This is a genomic window from Ancylobacter sp. VNQ12 (assembly GCF_049445835.1).
GTDB lineage: Bacteria > Pseudomonadota > Alphaproteobacteria > Rhizobiales > Xanthobacteraceae > Ancylobacter.
In genome coordinates, this window is the sequence record NZ_JBMSDU010000003.1 from 1 (window position 1) to 20,968 (window position 20,968).

Consider the following 20,968-nt stretch of genomic DNA (forward strand, 5'->3'; position numbering starts at 1 on the left):
CGTCATTCAGACCGATGTCGCGCTGGCCATCGTCATCATCGCCGAAATCAACGGCGCACCGGCGTTCCTCGCCATCGCGGCCCCGGCAGAGGACGCTTGATCAAACTGCTACTTCGTCACCGCGCTGCTATGGTCGCGCCCTGCGGGTTGCGGTGGCCGTAGCTCCAGATTTCGGGCCGCGCGCCCGGCGTGTTGAGGAAGGGGTTGTCGCCCGGCACGCCGCCATCGGGAAGCAGGCGCACCACCTTGCCGAGATGGGTCGAGAGGTCCTGCGCTCTTGCGCGCTGCGACTGGCGCTCGCCCAGGGTCACGAACAGCGTGCCGTCGCGGCCGAACGCCAGCCGCGCGCCGTAATGCCCGCTCCCGGTGACGGCGGGCTGCTGGCGGAAGATGACCTCCACATTCTCCAGCCGGGCATTGCCGGCCTCCTCGATGAGCCGCCCGCGCGCCACGCTGGTACCGGAAGCCCCTTCGCGCGGCTCGGCATAGGAGAGATAGACGAGGCGGCTGCTGCCGAAATCCGGCGCCAGCGCGACGTCGAGCAGGCCGCCCTGGCCACTGGCGAAGACCGGGGGCAGGCCGGCGACAGGGCTGGAGACCGTGCCGTTGCGGCTGACGATGCGCAGCCGGCCCGGCCGTTCCGTCACCAGCATCCGTCCGTCCGGCAGGAAGGCGAGGCTCCACGGGTTTTCCAGCCCGCCGGCCACGGTTTCCACTTCGATGGGGCCGGCGGAGGAGGGCAGGCGTGCCGCGTCCTGCGCATGGCCTGCCGCGGGAGCGAAGAGGATCGCACACAGGACGACGGCAGGGAGGAGTCTCATCGTGCGTGCGCTCCGGATCCATCAAGACCGGTGCGCATGGTTAGATGAGAGCCGCCTGCAGGCCAACAGCTTCCCGCTGACAACGCGGTGAACGCGGCCGCGTCGAGACGCCTCAGCGCCGGTACCTCAGCCTTTGCGCCTCAACCCTGGCGTCCGGGCGTACCCTCGCGCCGCGCCGTCTGCAGCGTGTCGCGCAGCATGAAGCTGGTCAGCCCGCACAAGGCCACGAAGACCGACAGCAGCACCGCACCGACCGCGATGCGCGTGTCGTCGCCGGGCACCATGGACAGTTCAAAGGCCGACGCCTTCTGCAGGCCGAACATGCACAGCACGGCGACGATGGCGAGCGTGAGCGAGAGCACGACGCCGGCTTCCATCAGCGCGCGCCGCAGGCGGCGGGCACTGTGGCGCACCTCATCGGTTCCGACAGCGGTCTTCGCGGCAGCCTTGCTCATCGTCCTGCTCGTCATCATGCCCGACATGGCGAACTCCTCATCGTCGACGGCGTGTGTGCGTCTTCCGATGACAGGTAAATTCGCTGGCGATCCCGGCCCGGCTTCGGCGCGACTATGCTGGAGCCGGTATCATTTCAGGGCTATTTAGGGGCAAATAGTTAAGCGTTGCTAACCATTTGCCCCGCCGTCTGCGGGCGCCATTCGATTCCGACATGCTGCGGCTGCATGGCGACGCGGGCGAGCCAGTCGCGCACATTCGGGAAGGGGGCGAGGTCGAAGTCGCCTTCCTCGGCCACATGGGTGTGGGCGTAGAGTGCGATGTCGGCGATGGTCAGCGCCCCGTCGACGAAGAAGGGGCGGCGGGAGAGGTGCCGTTCCATGCTGCCGAGCGCGGCGTAGCCTTCCTCCAGCCAACGGTCGACGTCGTGGGTGCGCAGTTCGCGCCCGCCGCGCACCAGCTTGAGCCAGAAGCGGGCAGCGGCGATGGCCGGCTCGTGCGAATGCTGCTCGAAGAACATCCAGCGCAGCACGTCCGCTCGCGCCAGCGGCTCATCGGGCAGGAAAGGCGTGCCGTCCGCGAGATAGAACAGAATGGCGTTGGATTCGGCGAGGAAGCGCCCGCCCGGAAGTTCCAGCAGCGGCACCCGGCCTTCCGGGTTCTTCATCAGGAATTCGGGCGTGCGATTCTCGCCCCGGAACAGGTCGACGTCCACGAGCTGGAACGGCCGCCCGAGCTTTGCCAGCAGCAGGCGCACCTTGTAGCTGTTCCCGGAGCTCTGCATGGAATGGAGCTTCAGCACGCAAAAACCCCGGCATAATCGGATTACGGAGCGGCAGCGGCAGCTTATCGCATCAAACGGCCGGTCCGCAGGTGGGGAATCGCTTGCCGCGGCGCAAGGGCTCGACTAGTTGTCGCGCGCAAAACATCCTCCAAGGGAGTTCGGCCATGAGCCTGATATCCGCTGCCCTGAAGCGCATCAACCCGTCGCAGACGATCGCCATTTCCAATAAGGCGCGGGAGCTGAAAGCGACCGGTCGCGATATCATCGCGCTGTCGGCCGGCGAGCCGGACTTCGAGACGCCGGACAACATCAAGGAAGCCGCCATCAAGGCGATCCGCGATGGCCAGACCCGCTATACCGCCGTGGATGGCATTCCCGAGCTGAAGGCGGCCATCGTCGCCAAGTTCAAGCGCGAGAACGGCCTCACCTACAAGCCGAGCCAGGTGACGGTCGGCACCGGCGGCAAGCAGGTGCTGTTCAACGCGCTGGTGGCCACGCTCGACGCGGGCGACGAGGTCATCATCCCGGCGCCGTACTGGGTCAGCTATCCCGACATCGTCCAGTTCGCCGGCGGCACGCCGGTGCCGGTCGAGACCAGGCTGGAGGACAACTTCAAGCTCCAGCCGGCGGCGCTCGAGGCGGCGATCACGCCGAAGACCAAGTGGCTGATCTTCAACTCGCCGTCGAACCCGACGGGCGCGGCCTATTCGCGGGCAGAGCTGAAGGCGCTCACCGATGTGCTGGTGAAGTATCCGCATGTATGGATTCTCACCGACGACATGTATGAGCACCTGGTCTATGACGATTTCGAGTTCGTCACTCCGGCCCAGGTTGAGCCCGCCTTGTACGACCGCACGCTGACCATGAACGGCGTTTCCAAGGCCTATTGCATGACCGGCTGGCGCATTGGTTATGCCGCGGGCCCGGAAGTGCTGATCAAGGCCATGGGCACGCTGCAGTCACAGTCGACCTCGAACCCGAGCTCCATCGCCCAGTGGGCGGCGGTCGAGGCGCTGAACGGTCCGCAAGACTTCATCGCCGCCAACAACAAGGTGTTCAAGGAGCGCCGCGACCTCGTGGTCTCGATGCTCAACCAGACCAAGGGTCTCACCTGCCCGAAGCCGGAAGGCGCGTTCTACGTCTATCCGTCCTGCGCCGGGCTGATCGGCAAGACGACGCCGTCGGGCACGGTTATCGAGAATGACGAGATCTTTGCCAGCGAACTTCTGGAAGCGGAAGGGGTTGCCGTGGTGCACGGCTCGGCTTTCGGCCTCGGTCCGGCGTTCCGCATTTCCTATGCGACCGCCACCAAGGACCTGGAAGAAGCATGCCTTCGCATCCAGCGCTTCTGCGGTTCGTTGCGCTGAGTTTTTCACCAGACATCCGGCCGGGACGCGCGCCCCGGTCGGGTTCCGCCGCATGGCGGTGGGGCGCCGGTTCCCGAGAGCCGGTCATGCGCATCAGGGAGAGTGACCAATGATCCGTTCCGTTCTGTCGCGCGGGCTTCTCGCGGCTACCCTCGTCGCCGGCTTCGGCATGCTCGCCGCCGCCCCGGCTTCGGCCCAGAGCCGGGTTCAGGTCGGCGTGCTGGAATGCATCGGCTCCAAGTCGGTGAGCTTCATCATCGGCTCGAAGCGTACGCTGGACTGCACGTTCCGCGCCCCGCGCGGCAAGAGCTTCAAGTATGAGGGCTCGATCCGCCGCTGGGGTCTCGACGTCGGCGTCACCGGCCGCAACGCGCTGGTGTGGAGCGTGCTCGCTCCGTCGCGCGGCGTGGCCTCGTCCGACCTCGACGGCACCTATGCCGGCGTGTCCGGCAGCGTGGCGTTGGGCCTCGGCGTCGCCGGCAACGTGCTGGTCGGCGGTTCCAACAAGACTATCGCCCTGCAGCCGGTCAGCGTCGAAGGCCAGACCGGCGTGAACCTCGCGCTCGGCGTGGGCGATCTGCGCCTCACCTCGAAGTGAGCGTTTTCGACTGAGCCAGAGGCGGTCCCTCGCGGGATAGTCTCAGGTGAGGATCAAGGCCCGGCGTCATGCCGGGCCTTTTTTCGTCGTGCACGTTCTGTTGATGGCGGGCGATGAAATTTTCGACCATGACGTGGCGTATTCTCCTCATTGAAACCGTGGGAGAACCCTCATGTTTATCCGCCGCCGGCGTTCCTGGGAGTTGCCGGAAAGCGCCGCAACGCCCGAGTCCATCTATCTCTCGCGCCGTCATCTGCTGGGTGCCGGCGTCGGCCTCCTTGCCGCCGCGGGCGTCGGTGCCGTGGCCGGGATCGCGCCCGCCCAGGCGGCCGCACCGGGCGATCCGGCCAATGATCCGACGAACGACCTCTATCCGGCCAAGCGCAATCCCGCCTTCACGCTCGACCACCCGGTCACGCCGGAAGACATTTCGGGCAACTACAACAATTTCTACGAGTTCGGTTCCGAGCGGACCAACTACCAGTGCACAGCCGCAGCGGCCCGCATGCCGCGCCGGCCGTGGACGGTGAAGATCGACGGGCTTGTCGAGCAGCCGCGCGAGGTTGGTATCGACGACATCATCCGCGCCATGCCGCTGGAGGAGCGGCTCTACCGCCACCGCTGCGTCGAGGCGTGGTCGATGGCGGTGCCGTGGACCGGCTTCCCGGTGCGTGAGCTCGTCGCCTGGGCGAAGCCGCTGTCCGGGGCGAAATATGTCCGGCTGGAAACCTTCCTGAACCCGAAGGTGGCGCCGGCGCAGAACGGCTTCATCTATCCTTGGCCCTATGTCGACGGGCTGACCATGGCGGAGGCGGCGAACGACCTCGCCTTCTTCGTCACTGGCGTCTACGGCAAGCCGGCGCCGAACCAGTTCGGCGCGCCGCTGCGTCTTGCTTTGCCGTGGAAATACGGCTTCAAGTCGGTGAAATCGATCGTGCGTATCTCCTTCACCGCCGACCGTCCGATCGGACTGTGGGAGAAGGTGCAGGGTCGCGAATATGGCTTCTGGGCCAATGTGAACCCGGAGGTGCCGCATCCGCGCTGGAGCCAGGCCAGCGAGCGCGACATCGGCACCGGCGAGCGCCGCCCCACGCTGCTCTATAACGGCTATGCCGAGCAGGTCGCGGGTCTCTACGCCGATCTGAAGGGCGAAAAGCTCTTCATGTGATTGTCACAAACCTTTCCGGCCCCAGAAAAGAAAAAAGCCGGGCTCCAAGGAGCCCGGCTGAGTCTCGCCGCCGAAGCGGCGAACCTTCCAGAGGGGAACAGCCGAGGCAATTGCTTCGGTGTCTGTCTCCATATGATCAATGTGGAGGCAAGTTGCAATAAAATATGCCGACATACCAGGCATGCACATTTGTATGTGCGGCATTATTGTTTCAAAATTGCACGGTATTTGAGCGGTCGCAGCGGGGCACGACCGCTGCCATGCCCGGATGCGACCCGGCACGGGTGGTGTTAAGCTCCCTCCGCACTCCCCGCAGAGGGAGGCGGAGGATCGCCATGGCAAACACGTTTCGTGCGGTTCTGGTCCTATCGGCCCTGAGTCTCGGCCTGCCGCTCGTCGCGGCGGCGGAGCTGAAAGCGGCCCCGCGGCGCATCGCCGTCGTCGATATCGGCTTCACCGATTCGTCCGGCGAATCCCGCAACCAGCTCGACGAGCACGCGACGCGCCAGCGCGTCCTGACCGAGGGGCTCTACCGGCAGGTCGCGCAGCCGGGGCGGCTGGAGAGCCTGCACCTCGACTGCGGGGCAGGCTGCTCGCTGGACGCGGCAGGCGTCGAAGCGCTGCGCCAGCGGGCGCGCGAGGCAGGTGCCGCCTATGTACTGGTAGGCAAGGTGCACAAGATGAGCACGCTGGTCATGTCGATGCGCTTCGCCGTGCTCGACACGGCTTCCGGCAAGCTGGTGCTGGAACGGTTGCTCAGCTTCCGCGGCGACAATGACGAGGGCTGGCGCCATGCCGGCGACTATGCCGCGCGTGAGGTGGCGGGCGCCTTGCCCTGACGGGCGTCAGAAGCTCCAGCGCTGCGCCTTGGCGACGAGGAAGTCGCGGAACACCTGGATGCGCGCGACCGAGCGCATTTCCTGGGGGTAGACGAAATAGGCTTCCAGCGTCGGCGTCTCGCGCTCGGGGAACAACTGCACCAACGTCGCGGAGTCTTCCAGCAGATAATCCGGCACGATGCCGATGCCGACGCCGCGCTCCACGGCGCGCTTCAGCCCCAGCACGTTGTTGACGGAAAGCGCCGGCACCCGGCCTTCCTGTCCGTCCTCCAGCCCCGCGCGCTCCAGCCAGTTCAGTCCCTGGAAATAGGAGGGGATGGGGCCGCCGAGCAGGATGATGCGGTGCTTCTCCAGCTCGTCCAGCGTGCGCGGATGGCCGTTGCGCTTCAGGTACTCGGCAGAAGCGAAGGCATGGAAATGCACCGTGAACAGCTTGCGCTGGATCAGGTCCGGCTGCACCGGCTGGCGCAGGCGGATGGCGACGTCGGCTTCACGCATGGCGAGGTCGAGTTCGTCGTCGGTCAGGATCAGCGTGATGCGGATATCGGGATAGAGTTCGAGAAACTCACCGATGCGCGCGGTCAGCCAGTGGGTGCCGAGGCCCATGGTGGTGGTGACGCGCAATTCGCCATTCGGCTTCTCGCGCGAATCGGTCAGCTTGGCCCGCGCGGCCTCCAGCTTCATGAACACTTCGTGCGCGGTGCGGTAGAGCAGGTCGCCCTGCTCGGTCAGGATCAGCCCGCGCGCATGGCGGTGAAACAGCGGGATGTTGAGTTCCTGCTCCAGCGCCGAGACCTGCCGGCTGACCGCCGACTGCGACAGTCCGAGCGCCTCGCCGGCATGGGTGAACGAGCCCGCTTCCGCCGCGACGTGGAAGACCTTGAGCTTGTCCCAGTCCATGTCGCGGGCTCGGTTCGCCTTGTTTTCCATGTGCTGGGGGTTCCGCGTCATTCGGCTGCGTGGGCTAGGGGCTCGCGGGCGGCGAGGAAGCGCTCGGCTTCCAGCGCGGCCATGCAGCCCATGCCGGCGGCCGTCACCGCCTGCCGGAAAGTGTCGTCGGCGACGTCGCCGGCGGCGAACACGCCTTCCACCGAGGTCTGGGTGGAGTAGGGGGCGGTCCAGACATAGCCGGAAGGCTTGAGCTTGAGCTGGCCCGCCACCAGTTCGGTCGCGGGGGCATGGCCGATGGCGATGAACACGCCGTCCGCCGCGCGTTCATGGAAGGCGCCGGTGACGACGTCCTTCAGCACGACGCCGGTCACCTTTGGCGGCTCGTCCTGGCCCTTGATCTCGTGCAGGGCCGCGTTCCACACCACCTCGACCTTGGGGTGGGCAAACAGGCGCTCCTGCAGGATCTTTTCGGCGCGGAAACCGTCGCGGCGGTGCACGATGGTGACCTTGGCGGCGAAATTGGTGAGGAACAGCGCCTCTTCCACGGCGGTGTTGCCGCCGCCGACCACGATGACTTCCTTACCGCGATAGAAGAAGCCGTCGCAGGTGGCGCAGGCGGAGACACCATAGCCGCGATAGGCCTGCTCGGAGGGCAGATCCAGCCAGCGCGCCTGTGCGCCGGTGGCGAGGATGACGGTCTCGGCGATCCACACCTGCCCGGAATCGGTCTCAAGTCGGAACGGACGCTGCGAGAAATCCGCCTTGGTGACGATGTCGGTGACGATGCGGGTGCCCATCTTCTCGGCCTGGGCCTGCATCTGTTCCATCAGCCACGGACCCTGGATCGGGTCGGCGAAGCCGGGATAGTTCTCGACATCGGTGGTGATGGTGAGCTGGCCGCCGGGCTGGATGCCCTGGATCAGCACGGGCTCCAGCATGGCGCGCGCGGCATAGACCGCCGCGGTATAGCCGGCCGGGCCGGATCCGATGATCAGCACCTTGACGTGGGTGGCGGCTGAGGTGGAGGCCGACGACATGCTGAGCTCGTTCAATCTGCGGCAGGGACGGGTGTCCGTTGCCGACACGGGAATCGTGCAACGTGGCGACTCATGCACAGCCCGCAAGGGAGGCCTGGGTCAGCCATGCGAAAATGTAGGGTCTCGGTGGCCCCACCGCAAGGCAGGCCTCAACTATCCAATAGTTTTCCAGTGGGAAGATTGCGCCGGGCCTGCGCGCAAGATAATTGCTCACGCTGGCCGCTGCGCTATCTTCGCGGCCGACTTTGGCGTGTCTCTGTCGCGCCGCAACCGGAGGCGCCGCGTGGCTCGCCGAATTGACGCGATCGACTGGCATATCCTGCGCGAACTTCAGGATGATGGCCGCATCACCAATGTCGAGCTGTCGCAGCGCGTGGGCATTTCCGCCCCTCCCTGCCTGCGCCGCGTGCGCTCGCTGGAGGAGGAGGGCATCATCAAGGGCTACCGCGCCCTGCTCGAGGAGAAGAAGCTCGGCTTCGACCTGATGGCCTTCGCCATGGTGCATCTCATCAGCCAGGCGGAGGCCGATCTTTCCGCCTTCGCGGCGCAGGTCGAGCGCTGGCCGCTGGTGCGGGCGTGCTGGATGCTTTCGGGCGAGACCGACTTCATCCTGCTCTGCGTCGCCCCGGACCTGCGGACCTTCCAGAACTTCGTGCTCGAGCTCACCGGCGCGCCGAATGTGCGCAATGTGAAGACCGCCCTGACGCTCAAGCAGACCAAGGACGCGGCGGTCGTGCCGATGGAGGACGTCTCCCTATGATCGTGGCCACCGCGACCGACACCGGCTATGTCGAGCTGACGGCGGTCCTGCTCGCCTCGCTGGCCGCCAATGCGCGGGACGACTACAACCGGGTCTATGTCTTCGGCGACCGGCTTTCCGCCGACGAGAAGCAGAAGCTGCGCGCGAGCTACCGGCTCGACAATCTCGAAATCATCGACCTGACGGAAGACGACATGCGCTACCTCGCGGGCATGCCGATCTCGCTGCATGTGTCGCGCACCACCTATGCCCGCTTCCTGATGCCGTTCAAGGTCGACCAGAGCGAGACGCGCCTGCTCTATATCGACTGCGACGCGATCGTGAATGACAGCCTGGCGTCGCTGCGCGATCTCGACATGCAGGGCCTCGCCGTCGGCGCCGTGCATGACGATGCGCGCCGCCGCGAGAACCGCCATTTCGAGCGCAACCTCGCCATCGGCCTGCCGGAAGACACCAATTATTTCAACGCCGGCATCCTCTTGATCGACCTCGTGCGCTGGCGCGAGGAGAAGCTCACCGAGCGCGCCTCGCAATTCGCCACCGAGCACCCGAACCTGCCGGTGCTCGACCAGGACGCGCTCAACGGCGCCCTGCGTGGAAACTGGCTGGAACTGGACGAGCGTTGGAACCTGCACCGCCGGCTGGAGAAGGGGCACTATAAGGGCCCGCCGGTCGACTGGGAGGGCGCGGGGATCATCCACTATATCGGCCAGATCAAGCCGAACCACGCGGATTCGCTGCATCCCGCGCGCGACATCTTCCTGAAACACCGCAAGAACACGGCCTATGACGGCGCGCCCATGAAGGGCAAGCTCGACCGCAAGATCGAGAAGCGCGTGCGCAAGCTGAAGCGGCTCGTCGCCCGCGTGCGCCGGCTGTTCACGCCGTCGGCAGCCTGAGCGGCGCCCGCGTGAAGCGCGTCCTCATCCTGCGCGACGCCAAGCCCGGCCATTTCAACCAGGCCGAGGGGCTGGCGCTGGCCGTGGCGCGCCTCACGCCCATCGAGACCGACCGGCTGGAGGTCAGGCCCGCGCGCTTCGCCACCAGCGACATGCGCAAGCTGGTCATGCGCCGCTGGGGCCGCGACGCGCGGTTCTGGCTGAAATGGCTCTACGGCATCGATCTCGACGCGGTGGCAAAGCCGGACGTGATCGTCGCCTCGGGCTGGCCGACCATCGCCTGCGGCCTGCTGCTGTCGCGTCATTTTGAGGTGCCCTTCATCTTCGCCGGGCCGCTCGACGGCTATGAATCCGGTCCGCTGACGCTCAGCATCGTCTCCTCGCCGCGACAGGCGGGCGATCCCGGCACCGCCTATGCGCCGATCCCCTCCACCATCGCCCCCGAGGCCTATGGCCCGCCGCGCCGGCTGGCGACGCCGGAGGATCTTCGCGGCGCCTCGCTCGCTTTGCTGATCGGCGGTTCGGCCTATCGGCGCGAATTCCCAAGGGATGAGTGGGAGGCGTTGCTCGCCTTCGTGCCGGCCATGGCGCAGCGCTATGGCGTCAACTGGCGCGTGTCGAATTCGCGCCGCACGCCCGATGCGGTGTCGGACCGGCTCAAGGCGCTGGCGGCCTCCGGCGCGGTGGCGGAGTTCGTCGACTACCGCGACGCGGGTGCGGGTTCGGTGCGCGAACTGTTCGGCAGCGATGCCGTGATCGTCACCGAGGATTCCATGAGCATGCTGGCCGAGGGGCTGGCGGCGCGCCGGCCGGTCATCGGGCTGAAATCGCGCCTCGTGCACAAGCACTACGCCAATGAGGTGATAGCCGGCATGGCTGGTCCGCACCTCGCCATCCTGCCCATGGCCAGCGTGACGCCGGAGCATTTCGCACGGACGCTGCTGCGCCTCACGCCGCCGGTGGAGGATGCGCGCGACCTGCTGGCCCGCGCCCTGGCGCCGGCGCTCGGCCTCGAATTTTCAGGAAGTCCATCGTGACGACGCGTGCGCCAACCCTTGCCTTCGTCTGCATCAAATGGGGCGAGGCCTATCCGGCGGAGGATGTGAACATCCTCTATCAGGGCGTCGCCGACCATGTGAGCGAGCCGTTCCGCTTCATCTGCCTCACCGACCGGCCGGACGGGCTGCGTCCCGAGGTGGAGGTGGCGGACCTGCCGGCGACGGGCGCGCTGGCCCTGCGCTGGCGCGGCTGCTGGCCCAAGCTCGGCATGTTCGCGCCCGGCATATTGGCGGGGGTCGATCTCGCCGTCTATCTCGATCTCGACATCGTCATCCTGCGCTCGCTCGATCCCATCATCGCGCATGTGCGCGCCCGGCCGGGGCTGCATGTGCTGCGCGAGTGGAACCCGAATATCTGGGAATTGCTGCCGGTCTCGCTGCGGCCGGATCGCGGCGCGCAGAGCTCCATGGTCGCCTGGCGGCCGGGCGAGCAGGACCACCTCTATACCGACGTCATGGCCGATCCCGAGGCGGCCTATGCACTGGTGAAGAACGACCAGCTCTATATCGGCATCAAGGCGCATGAGCGGCACTATTTCCCGCCGCATTTCGCCGTGTCGTTCCGCCGCCACCTCGTGCCGCACTACCCGCTGAATCTCTTGTTCAAACGCATACGCAAACCCTCCCGCGCGGCGGTGGTGGTGTTCCATGGCGCGCCCAAGCCGCTGGAGGTCGCGGTGGACAATGCCGGCGCCTGGGGCACGCGCATGCGTCCCGGCTTCGGGCCGGTGGACTGGGTGCGCGATTACTGGAAGCGCGGGCGCGAGGGCGCGCGCGAGGCGCTGGCGCGCAGGACTGGAGCCGGTAAGGGCTAGTCCCCGCGCCAGATGTCCTCGTAGACGGCGTTGATCTTCTGCGCCTCGCGCTCGATGGAGAATTCGGCGAGCACATGCGCGCGCGCCGCGCGGCCGACGCCTTCGCGGGCCTGCTCGTCCAGCGCCATCAGCCGGGCGATGGCCGCCGTCAGCGCCGCCTGATCGTCGACCGGCACGAGATGGCCGGTCTCGCCTTCCTTCACCAGATCGGGCGCGGCGCCCGAGCGGGCGGCGACCACCGGCGTGCCGCTCGCCATCGCCTCGATCGGCACCAGCCCGAAGCCTTCCCAGCGGGCGGGAATGACGCCGATGGAGAGGCAGCGGAACCACTCCGGCATCTTCGCGATAGGCTGCTCGCCCAGGATGAGGATGCGGTCGGTGAGCCCGGCGCTGGCGATGCGCGCCTTGAGAGCGGCGAGGAAGGGCTGCTCGGTGGGCGTCGACAGGCCGATGACCACCGCCGTCCAGTCGGGATGGCGCGGCAGCAGCTCGGCCATGGCCTCGACGAACAGGTCCTGCCCCTTCTGGTGACGTACGCGTCCGAACACGCCGATGCCGTAGCGGCCGGGCAGTCCGGTGGCCTTCCACGCCAGCGCGCGGTCGGGGGCGGGGTGGTAGCGCTCGGTATCGACGCCGTGCACCACGACGGTTGCCGGGCGATCGAGATAGGAGGCGGCCTGCGGCGAGGTGGCGATGATCCGGTCCATCTGGCTGATCAGGAAGCGCAGGAACGGGCCATGGCGCTTCTGCGCCGCCGAGGTGAAGACGAGCTTCCAGGGCTGGCGCAGTACATCGCGCAGCAGCATGCCGAAGATCATCTCGGTGTCGCGACGCGCATGCCAGATGCGCCAGCGGCGCCCGCGCGGCCGGCGCCAGCTGCCGAGCCGGAAGTCGCGCCAAGTGATTTGCGGCACCGAGGCGGGCAGGGGACCGAGGGCGCGAATGGCGACGTGCTTCGCCTGCGCCGGCACGACGCCGATCACCGTGGCGACGACGCCGGAGAAGCGCCGCTTGAAGCTCGGCGCCACCGCCTCAATGCCATCCGGCCAGAGGCCGCGTTCATCCGGGTGCATGTTGGGACAGGGAAGGTGAGGGGCCCGCGCCTTTGCTGCGCGGGCCGGAGTGTCATCAGGCGAAGCGGACGCCGGCGATCTCATAGGAACGCGCGCCCTTGGGCGTGACCACCTCCACCGAGGTGCCACGCTTCTTGCCGATCAGCGCGCGCGCCAGCGGCGAGGAGATGGAGATGCGGCCGGCCTTGGCGTCGGCTTCCATGTCGCCGACGATCTGCCACACGCGCTCTTCTTCGGTATCCTCGTCGATGAGGGTCACCGTCGCGCCGAATTTCACGACATCGCCGCTAAGCTTCGCCACGTCGATGATCTCGGAACGCGACAGCTTGTCCTCGAGTTCGGCGATGCGTCCCTCGTTCAGGGCCTGCTGTTCCTTGGCGGCGTGATATTCGGCGTTCTCGGAAAGATCGCCATGCGCGCGCGCCTCGGAAATGGCCTCGATGATACGCGGACGCTCGACCTGCTGACGCTGCTTGAGCTCAACTTCCAGCGCGGCATGGCCGCTGGCGGTCATCGGAATCTTTTCCATCGGTCTTTATCTGACCTCCCAAAAGCAAATGAACCTCCCGCGGGGGCTCTCCGGGCGGTGACGCCTCGAAGAACCATCCGCGACAGGCCAATTTTTCTGTCGTTTCCGACCGTGATGCGCGCCGCTGGCGCGATCAGTGCCGGCCGGAGATGAAGTAGTCCTGCAGGGCGCGCACTTCCAGATCGCCGCCGATATAGGCCTTGATCCCGCGCGCCGCTGCAATCGCTCCGGACAGCGTGGTGTAATACGGCACTTTGTGCAAGAGGGCGGCGCGGCGCAGCGAACGCGAATCCGAGAGCGCCTGCGCGCCTTCGGTGGTGTTGAAAACCAGCTGCACGCCGCCGTTCTTGATGGCGTCGACGATGTGCGGCCGGCCTTCCAGCACCTTGTTGATCTTGTCGCTGGGGATGCCGTGCTCGGCGAGGTAGCGCTGCGTGCCCGAGGTGGCGATCACCTTGAAGCCGAGCGAGACCAGCAGGGCTGCGGTGTCGAGGATGCGCGGCTTGTCGTCCTCACGCAGCGAGATGAACACGGTGCCGGAGGTCGGCACCTTGGTGCCGCCGCCCAGCTGGCTCTTGGCGAAGGCCACCGCGAACGACTTGTCGAGGCCCATCACCTCGCCGGTCGAGCGCATCTCCGGGCCGAGCACCGTGTCGACGCCGGGGAAGCGGGCGAAGGGGAACACCGCTTCCTTCACCGCGACATGATCTCCGCTGAACGGCTTCAGGCCGAAGGAGGCGAGGCTCTCGCCCGCCATCACCCGCGCTGCGATCTTGGCGATCGGCTCGCCGATCACCTTGGCGACGAAGGGCACGGTGCGGGAGGCGCGCGGGTTCACCTCGAGGACGTAGATGTGGCCGTCCTTGATGGCATACTGCACGTTCATCAGCCCGCCGACCTGTAGCGCCAGCGCCATGCGCCGCGTCTGCGCCTCCAACTCGGCGATCATCTGCGGGCTCAGCGAATAGGGCGGCAGCGAGCAGGCCGAATCACCCGAATGGATGCCGGCTTCCTCGATGTGCTCCATGATGCCGCAGACGAAGGTGTCCTTGCCGTCGGCGAGGCAGTCGACGTCGACCTCGATGGCGTCAGAGAGGTAGCGGTCGAACAGCAGCGGGTTCTTGCCGAGCAGCGTGTTGATCTGGCCGGTCTTGTCGTTGGGATAGCGCGCCTTGATGTCGTTCGGCACCAGCCCCGGCAGCGTCTCCAGCAGGTAGTCGCCCAGTTGGCTCTCCTCGCGGATGATCTGCATCGCCCGCCCGCCCAGCACATAAGAAGGGCGCACGACCAGCGGGTAGCCGAGATCGGCGGTGACGAGGCGCGCCTGCTCGACCGAATAGGCGATGCCGTTGGCCGGCTGGCGCAGCTTCAGCTTGTCGAGCAGCGTCTTGAAGCGGTCACGATCCTCGGCGAGGTCGATGGCCTCGGGCGAGGTGCCGAGGATCGGGATGTCGGCCTCTTCCAGTGCGCGGGCGAGCTTCAGCGGCGTCTGGCCGCCGAACTGCACGATCACCCCGTGCAGCGTGCCGTTCGCGCGCTCGCGCTCCAGCACTTCCAGCACGTCCTCGGCGGTCAGCGGCTCGAAATAGAGCCGGTCCGAGGTGTCGTAGTCGGTCGACACCGTCTCCGGATTGCAGTTGACCATGATGGTCTCGTACCCGGCGTCCTTCAGCGCGAAGGCGGCGTGGCAGCAGCAATAGTCGAACTCGATGCCCTGGCCGATGCGGTTCGGCCCGCCGCCGAGAATGACGACCTTCTTCCTGTCGGTCGGGCGCGATTCATCCGCCAGAACGCCGGCGAACGGCGTCTCGTAGGACGAGTACATATAGGCGGTCGGCGCGGCGAACTCGGCGGCGCAGGTGTCGATGCGCTTATAGACCGGGTGCACATCGAGCGCGCGGCGCTGCGCAGAGACTTCCGCCTCGTGCAGCCGGGCAAGGCCGGCGAGACGGCTATCGGAAAAGCCCATCGACTTGAGCCGACGGAAGGCGCCGGCGGTCTTCGGCAGGCCGTGCGTGCGCACCTTGTTCTCGGTGTCGACGATCTCGCGGATCTGGTCGAGGAACCACGGGTCGATCTTGCAGCCGGCGTGGATCGCTTCATTGTCGAGGCCGAGGCGCATGGCCTGCGCCACTTTCAGCAGGCGGTCCGGCGTCGGCGTGCCGATGGCGGCGCGGATGGCGTTCTTGTCGTCGCCCTGGCCGAGGCCCTCGATCTCGATCTCGTCGAGGCCGGTGAGGCCGGTCTCCAGCGAGCGCAGCGCCTTCTGCAGGCTTTCCTGGAAGGTGCGGCCGATGGCCATCGCCTCGCCGACCGACTTCATCGAAGTGGTCAGCACCGGGTCGGCGCCGGGGAACTTCTCGAAGGCGAAGCGCGGGATCTTGGTGACGACGTAGTCGATGGTCGGCTCGAACGAGGCCGGGGTGGCGCCGCCGGTGATGTCGTTGGCGATCTCGTCCAGCGTGTAGCCGACGGCCAGACGCGCGGCGACCTTGGCGATGGGGAAGCCGGTCGCCTTGGAGGCCAGCGCCGAGGAGCGCGACACGCGCGGGTTCATCTCGATGACGATCATGCGGCCCGTTTCCGGGTCGATGGCGAACTGCACGTTGGAGCCGCCGGTTTCCACCCCGATCTCGCGCAGCACCGCCAGCGAGGCGTCGCGCATGATCTGGTATTCCTTGTCGGTCAGCGTCAGCGCCGGGGCGACGGTGATGGAATCGCCGGTGTGCACGCCCATCGGGTCGATGTTCTCGATGGAGCAGATGATGATGCAGTTGTCCGCCTTGTCGCGGACGACCTCCATCTCATACTCCTTCCAGCCCAGCACGCTCTCTTCCACCAGCACTTCGTTGGTGGGCGAGGCGTCGATGCCGCGCTCGATGATCTCGATATATTCCGACTTGTTGTAGGCGATGCCGCCGCCCTGGCCGCCCATGGTGAAGGACGGACGGATGATGGCCGGCAGGCCGATCTCGTCCAGCGCTTCCAGCGCCTGCGGCAGGGTCTTGATCTGGCGCGAGCGCGGCGTGTCGAGGCCGATCTTGGTCATCGCGTCGCGGAACAGCTCGCGGTCCTCGGCCTTGTCGATGGCCTCGGCGGTGGCGCCGATCATCTCGACGTCGAATTCGTCGAGCACGCCCATCTTGCGCAGCGACAGCGCGCAGTTCAGCGCGGTCTGGCCACCCATGGTCGGCAGCAGCGCGAAGCCGCCGGGGATCGCATAGCGCTCCTTGGCGATGATCTTGGCGACGATCTCCGGCGTGATCGGCTCGATATAGGTCGCGTCCGCCAGGTCCGGGTCCGTCATGATGGTCGCCGGATTGGAGTTCACCAGCACCACGCGATAGCCCTCGGCCTTGAGGGTCTTGCACGCCTGGGTGCCTGAGTAATCGAACTCGCAGGCCTGGCCGATGACGATGGGGCCGGCGCCGATGATGAGGATGGTGGAAATATCTGTGCGTTTCGGCATCGGATCCCGTGCGGCTCGCGCATTTGTCCGGGCGCACGAAAAAGGACGCGTGGGAAACGCGTCCTTGGGGCGGACCCGGATTGAACTTTCTGGGCGAGGGGGCTCCCCGCAATTGGGGGCTTCCCTTAACCCAGATTCCCTCAGGGGGGAAGGGCGCGCGGTGCGGGCGCCCCTCCCGTTGGCGAAAGGCGTAGCTCAGGCCGCCTTCTTGGTCTTCTCGATCAGCTCGACGAAACGGTCGAACAGGTAGTGGCTGTCCTGCGGGCCGGGGCTGGCCTCGGGGTGGTACTGCACCGAGAACACCGGCTTGTCCGACAGGGCGATACCGGCGTTGGAGCCGTCGAACAGCGAGACATGGGTCTCCTGCGCGGTGGCCGGCAGGCTGTCGCGGTCGACCGCGAAGCCGTGGTTCATCGAGGTGATCTCGACCTTGCCGGTGGTCTTGTCCTTCACCGGATGGTTCGCGCCGTGGTGGCCCTGGTGCATCTTCATCGTGCGCCCGCCGACCGCGAGGCCGATCATCTGGTGGCCGAGGCAGATGCCGAAGGTCGGTACGCCGGCCTCGATGATCTCGCGGATCACCGGTACGGCATACTCACCGGTCGCCGCCGGGTCACCCGGACCGTTGGAGAGGAACACGCCGTCGGGCTGCAGCGCGAGGATCTCCTCGGCGGACGTGGTGGCGGGCACCACCGTCACCTTGCAGCCAGCGCGTGCGAGCAGGCGCAGTATGTTGCGCTTGATGCCGTAATCGACCGCCACGACATGGTGCGCCGGCGCGGTCTGCTGGCCGTAACCCTCGGGCCACTGCCACGGCGTCTCGTCCCAGGTGAAGCGCTGCGCCGAGGTGACCATCGGCACGAGGTCCATGCCGACGAGGCCCGGCCACTCCGCCGCTTCCTTCTTCAGGGCGGGCAGGTCGAAATTGCCGTCCAGCGCATGGGCGATCACCGCGTTCGGCATGCCGCCGTCGCGGATCAGCGCGGTGAGGGCGCGGGTGTCGATGCCGGAGATGGCGATGATGCCGCGCGCCTTCAGCCACAGGTCGAAATGGCGGGTGGCGCGGTAGTTCGACGGGTCGGTGATGGCCGAATGCAGCACCACGCCGCGCACGCCGGAGGCGCCGGCCATCGAGATGGTCTCGATGTCGTCCTCATTGGTGCCGACATTGCCGATATGCGGGAAGGTGAAGGTGATGATCTGCCCGGCATAGGACGGATCGGTCAGCACTTCCTGATAGCCGGTCATGGCGGTGTTGAAGCACACTTCGCCGACCGCATGGCCCGTCGCCCCGAGCCCGAAGCCTTCGAGGACGGTGCCGTCGGCGAGCACGAGGAGGGCCGTCGGGCGGGGCTCGGCCCACACGTCGTCGCCGGAGAGCTGTTCAGCGCTACCGCTCATCTGATCTTGTTCCCTGTCGTTGTGTGCCCTAATTAGTCGGTTGCCGCGTCGGACGCCAGCCTCCCGGCTGCGTATCTGTCCTTCGACCAGCGGATGGCTGCGCCACAATGGGAGGCGCGGCGGTCGAAACGAGGCGGCGACCCCACAGGGGTTCTGGGGCGATAATCGGCTCACGGGCGGCGAAGCGGCGGGGGTAGTGCCCCGGCCCGGCTGGCCCAAAAATTTGCGAAGAGGCGGACAAAGTGCTGCGCGACGAAATCAATACCTCCCTCAAGGAGGCCATGAAGGCTCAGGACAAGCGGCGCCTCGGCACGCTGCGGCTCGTCAACGCCGCGATCAAGGATCGCGACATCGAGGCGCGCGGCCATGGCAAGGACCCGCTGTCGAATGACGAGGTGCTCGGCCTGCTGACCAAGATGATCAAGCAGCGCGAGGAATCCGCCAAGGTCTATGAGGAGGCCGGCCGCGTCGATCTCTCCACGCAGGAGCGCGAGGAAATCGCCGTCATCCAGTCCTTCCTGCCGCAGCAGATGAGCGAGGCCGAATCGCAGGCCGCCATCGCCGCGGTGATCGCCGAGATCGGCGCGCACGGGCTGAAGGACATGGGCCGCACCATGGCGGCGCTGAAGGAGCGCCACACCGGCGTGATGGACTTCGGCAAGGCCAGCGGCACGGTCAAGAGCCTGCTCACCGCGTGAGTGGACATGGCCGGGCGTCGGCCCGGCCATCCTGCCGTCTCCTACGCAGAGCCGGGTGGCACGCCCCGGTGGATAGCGGGGATTTCGGGCATATGGGGACTCGGCTCGCGGCCATTTAAGCGCCACCATATCCGCGTCAGAATGTCCCTGCGGCCTGGCTCTTGCCTGTGCGAGTCGGCTCGGCCGCGAAGAGAACCATTCCCGACATGCGCTTCCCGCCCTCGTTCCTCGACGAGATACGTGCCCGCCTTCCGGTGTCGGAGGTGGTGGGCAAGCGCGTGCAGTTGAAGAAGCAGGGGCGCGAATGGCGCGGCCTCTCGCCCTTCAATGCGGAGAAGACGCCGTCCTTCTACGTCAACGACCAGAAGGGCTTCTACCACTGCTTCTCCTCCGGCAAGCATGGCGACCAGTTCGATTTCCTCATGGAGGTCGAGGGGCTGCCGTTCCCGGAGGCGGTGGAGCGGCTCGCCTCCATGGCCGGCGTGCCGATGCCCGTGCAGTCGCGCGAGGAAGAGGTGCGCGAGAGCCGGCGCAAGTCGCTGCACGAGGTGATGGAGCTCGCCACCAAATATTTCGAGGCGACATTGCAGGGCAGGGGCGGCGCCAAGGGGCGCGGCTATCTCGCCGATCGCAGTCTCGGCCCGGCGACGCAGGCGCGTTTTCGGCTCGGCTATGCGCTGCCCGAGCGCTTCGCGCTGAAGGAAGCGCTGGGCGCGCGCGGCGTCAGCGTCGAGGACATGATCGAGACCGGGCTGCTCATCACCGCCGAGGATGTCGCGATCCCCTATGATCGCTTCCGCGACCGGGTGATGTTTCCCATCACCGATCTGCGCGGACGTGTCGTCGCCTTTGGCGGCCGCGCGCTGGAGAAGGAGGTCTCGGCCAAATACCTCAATTCGCCGGAGACCTCGCTCTTTCACAAGGGCTCGCTGCTCTATAACGGCTTCAACGCCCGCGCCGCCGCCCACAAGGGCGCGCCGGTGATCGCGGTGGAAGGCTATGTCGACGTCATCGCCTTGGTCGAGGCTGGTTTTGCGGGTGCGGTCGCCCCGCTCGGCACCGCGCTGACCGAGGATCAGCTCGGCCTGCTGTGGAAGATGGCGCCCGAGCCGCTCCTGCTGTTCGACGGCGACAAGGCCGGGCGGCGCGCCGCCTATCGCGCGCTCGACCTCGCTTTGCCGCATCTGAAGCCGGGCGTGAGCCTGTCCTTCGGCACGCTGCCCGACGGACAGGACCCGGACGATCTGGTGCGGGTCGGCGGCCGCGAGGCGGTAGATGCGGTGCTGGCGCAGGCCCGCCCGCTCGCCGATGTCCTTTGGGCCCGCGAGATGGAGAGCGCCAGTGTCGACACGCCCGAGCGCCGCGCGGCGCTGGAGGCGCGCATCGGCGAGATTATCCGCGTCATCGCCGACGAGACGGTGCGCAAGCATTACCGCAACGAATTGATGGAGCGCTTCCGCCGCCTGTTCGCACCCGTCGTGGTGCAGGGCGGCGTCTCGCGGCGCGAGGGCGGCGGCAATTTCTCCAACCGGTTCTCCGGGAGGGGCGGGCGCCGGCCGGCCGGTCCGCGCGAGATGATGTCCGGCACGGCGGGCGAGGGCATGCGCCGCTCGGCGCTGGTGCGCGGCGCGGCGGCGGAGATCCCGCGTAACGAGGCGCTGCTGCTGTTCGCGGCGATGAACCACCCGTTCCTGCTCGACCAGTTCGCCGAGGAACTATGCGACCTGCCGTTCCAGAATAAGGAAGCCGCGCAGTTGCGCCGGGCGCTGCTCGACGCCCATACCGCCGGGGCGGAAGACGCGCAGGCGATGGCTGGCTGGCTGGAGGCGGCGGGGTTCGCTCCCCTGGCCGCACGTCTCGCCCAGGTCGCGGTCGCGCGGCACGATTGGCCGGTGTTCGCCGATGCCGGCCGCGCCGACGTCGAACTTTGGTGGCATCAGCGCATGGTCTTGCACCGGCGCAGCCGTGCCCTATCTAAGGACTTGAAGGAAGCGGAGAAACGCCTCGCGGAGGAGCCCACCGAGATGAATTGGGCACGCTTTCTCGACATACAAAGACAGCTGGCGGCACTTGACGGAACCGAAGCTTTGGTAGAGGGGTTCGGCGCCGCGTCGGGTCGCCCGGGGCGGTCGATGTAGGAAGTCCCACGGGTCGCCGCCCGCGTGCGTTGCAAGCGCCGTGGTGCGAGTGGCCTTCTTTGCGTCTCGTCCGCCCTCGGCGGAAGGGTCGGGGTTGAAGATCGATGGGCAGAGTCGGTCCGTCCGATGATGTCACTCGCCGGGCGGTGTGGCCGCACGGCGCTTGAGGA

The 20,968-nt window shown here is 67.0% G+C and carries 19 protein-coding genes; 10 read left to right on the forward strand and 9 right to left on the reverse strand.

Annotation, left to right across the window (positions count from 1 at the left end):
• Positions 1 to 116: 116 nt before the first annotated feature.
• From ACO2RV_RS06585 to ACO2RV_RS06595, 3 genes are all read right to left on the reverse strand, one after another.
• A complete protein-coding gene (locus ACO2RV_RS06585) occupies positions 117 to 821 on the reverse strand; it encodes a PQQ-dependent sugar dehydrogenase (protein ID WP_423291076.1) in 705 nt (234 codons plus the stop codon).
• Between the two features lie 140 nt (positions 822 to 961).
• Positions 962 to 1,276 carry a hypothetical protein gene (locus tag ACO2RV_RS06590; protein WP_423291078.1) on the reverse strand — a complete coding sequence of 105 codons (315 nt, stop codon included), beginning with the start codon at positions 1,274 to 1,276 and terminating at the stop codon, positions 962 to 964.
• A gap of 158 nt (positions 1,277 to 1,434) precedes the next feature.
• Positions 1,435 to 2,076 (reverse strand): glutathione S-transferase family protein, encoded by a 642-nt coding sequence (locus ACO2RV_RS06595; protein ID WP_423291080.1) that lies wholly within the window; start codon positions 2,074 to 2,076, stop codon positions 1,435 to 1,437.
• A 146-nt stretch (positions 2,077 to 2,222) separates the two neighbouring features.
• Between ACO2RV_RS06595 and ACO2RV_RS06600 the strand changes: the two genes are divergently transcribed.
• The 4 genes from ACO2RV_RS06600 to ACO2RV_RS06615 all read left to right on the forward strand — a co-directional run bounded on the left by ACO2RV_RS06600 (position 2,223) and on the right by ACO2RV_RS06615 (position 6,030).
• Positions 2,223 to 3,425, forward strand: coding sequence for a pyridoxal phosphate-dependent aminotransferase (locus ACO2RV_RS06600; RefSeq protein WP_423291082.1), 1,203 nt, complete (start codon positions 2,223 to 2,225; stop codon positions 3,423 to 3,425).
• A gap of 109 nt (positions 3,426 to 3,534) precedes the next feature.
• A complete protein-coding gene (locus ACO2RV_RS06605; protein ID WP_423291084.1) occupies positions 3,535 to 4,023 on the forward strand; it encodes a DUF992 domain-containing protein in 489 nt (162 codons plus the stop codon).
• A 172-nt stretch (positions 4,024 to 4,195) separates the two neighbouring features.
• On the forward strand, positions 4,196 to 5,191 hold the full coding sequence (msrP, locus tag ACO2RV_RS06610) for a protein-methionine-sulfoxide reductase catalytic subunit MsrP (RefSeq protein WP_423291086.1): 996 nt from the start codon (positions 4,196 to 4,198) through the stop codon (positions 5,189 to 5,191).
• Between the two features lie 335 nt (positions 5,192 to 5,526).
• Positions 5,527 to 6,030, forward strand: a complete 504-nt coding sequence (locus tag ACO2RV_RS06615) for a DUF2380 domain-containing protein (RefSeq protein WP_423291088.1) — start codon at positions 5,527 to 5,529, stop codon at positions 6,028 to 6,030.
• Between the two features lie 6 nt (positions 6,031 to 6,036).
• On the opposite strand, the gene ACO2RV_RS06620 is transcribed toward ACO2RV_RS06615, so the two are convergent.
• Both ACO2RV_RS06620 and trxB read right to left on the reverse strand, forming a co-directional pair.
• Positions 6,037 to 6,930, reverse strand: coding sequence for a LysR family transcriptional regulator (locus ACO2RV_RS06620; protein WP_423291552.1), 894 nt, complete (start codon positions 6,928 to 6,930; stop codon positions 6,037 to 6,039).
• A 47-nt stretch (positions 6,931 to 6,977) separates the two neighbouring features.
• Complete coding sequence (trxB, locus tag ACO2RV_RS06625) at positions 6,978 to 7,958, reverse strand: thioredoxin-disulfide reductase (protein WP_423291090.1); 981 nt, start codon at positions 7,956 to 7,958, stop codon at positions 6,978 to 6,980.
• Positions 7,959 to 8,241: 283 nt separating this feature from the next.
• Between trxB and ACO2RV_RS06630 the strand changes: the two genes are divergently transcribed.
• Genes ACO2RV_RS06630 through ACO2RV_RS06645 form a run of 4 tightly spaced genes read left to right on the forward strand, consistent with a single transcriptional unit; the run spans position 8,242 to position 11,490 of the window.
• On the forward strand, positions 8,242 to 8,718 hold the full coding sequence (locus ACO2RV_RS06630) for an Lrp/AsnC family transcriptional regulator (RefSeq protein ID WP_423291092.1): 477 nt from the start codon (positions 8,242 to 8,244) through the stop codon (positions 8,716 to 8,718).
• Complete coding sequence (locus ACO2RV_RS06635; protein WP_423291094.1) at positions 8,715 to 9,617, forward strand: glycosyltransferase family 8 protein; 903 nt, start codon at positions 8,715 to 8,717, stop codon at positions 9,615 to 9,617. The genes ACO2RV_RS06630 and ACO2RV_RS06635 overlap by 4 nt, the downstream gene beginning before the upstream one ends.
• 11 nt (positions 9,618 to 9,628) lie before the next feature.
• Positions 9,629 to 10,654 (forward strand): ELM1/GtrOC1 family putative glycosyltransferase, encoded by a 1,026-nt coding sequence (locus tag ACO2RV_RS06640; RefSeq protein ID WP_423291096.1) that lies wholly within the window; start codon positions 9,629 to 9,631, stop codon positions 10,652 to 10,654.
• Positions 10,651 to 11,490, forward strand: a complete 840-nt coding sequence (locus ACO2RV_RS06645) for a hypothetical protein (RefSeq protein WP_423291098.1) — start codon at positions 10,651 to 10,653, stop codon at positions 11,488 to 11,490. Before ACO2RV_RS06640 ends, ACO2RV_RS06645 begins: the two co-directional genes overlap by 4 nt.
• Here the strand turns inward: ACO2RV_RS06645 and ACO2RV_RS06650 are convergent.
• The 4 genes from ACO2RV_RS06650 to carA all read right to left on the reverse strand — a co-directional run bounded on the left by ACO2RV_RS06650 (position 11,487) and on the right by carA (position 17,962).
• Complete coding sequence (locus ACO2RV_RS06650) at positions 11,487 to 12,563, reverse strand: glycosyltransferase family 4 protein (RefSeq protein WP_423291100.1); 1,077 nt, start codon at positions 12,561 to 12,563, stop codon at positions 11,487 to 11,489. The genes ACO2RV_RS06645 and ACO2RV_RS06650 overlap by 4 nt on opposite strands.
• A 55-nt stretch (positions 12,564 to 12,618) precedes the next feature.
• Positions 12,619 to 13,092, reverse strand: coding sequence for a transcription elongation factor GreA (greA, locus tag ACO2RV_RS06655; RefSeq protein WP_423291102.1), 474 nt, complete (start codon positions 13,090 to 13,092; stop codon positions 12,619 to 12,621).
• Positions 13,093 to 13,225: 133 nt separating this feature from the next.
• Positions 13,226 to 16,561, reverse strand: a complete 3,336-nt coding sequence (gene carB, locus ACO2RV_RS06660) for a carbamoyl-phosphate synthase large subunit (protein ID WP_423291104.1) — start codon at positions 16,559 to 16,561, stop codon at positions 13,226 to 13,228.
• Between the two features lie 195 nt (positions 16,562 to 16,756).
• The gene (carA, locus tag ACO2RV_RS06665) at positions 16,757 to 17,962 is read right to left on the reverse strand and encodes a glutamine-hydrolyzing carbamoyl-phosphate synthase small subunit (RefSeq protein WP_423291106.1); all 1,206 of its coding nucleotides are present in this window, start codon (positions 17,960 to 17,962) and stop codon (positions 16,757 to 16,759) included.
• Positions 17,963 to 18,204: 242 nt separating this feature from the next.
• Between carA and ACO2RV_RS06670 the strand changes: the two genes are divergently transcribed.
• Together ACO2RV_RS06670 and dnaG are read left to right on the forward strand one after the other, a co-directional pair.
• Positions 18,205 to 18,660 (forward strand): GatB/YqeY domain-containing protein, encoded by a 456-nt coding sequence (locus tag ACO2RV_RS06670; RefSeq protein WP_423291108.1) that lies wholly within the window; start codon positions 18,205 to 18,207, stop codon positions 18,658 to 18,660.
• Positions 18,661 to 18,866: 206 nt separating this feature from the next.
• Complete coding sequence (gene dnaG / locus ACO2RV_RS06675; RefSeq protein WP_423291110.1) at positions 18,867 to 20,798, forward strand: DNA primase; 1,932 nt, start codon at positions 18,867 to 18,869, stop codon at positions 20,796 to 20,798.
• The last annotated feature ends 170 nt before the right edge of the window (positions 20,799 to 20,968 follow it).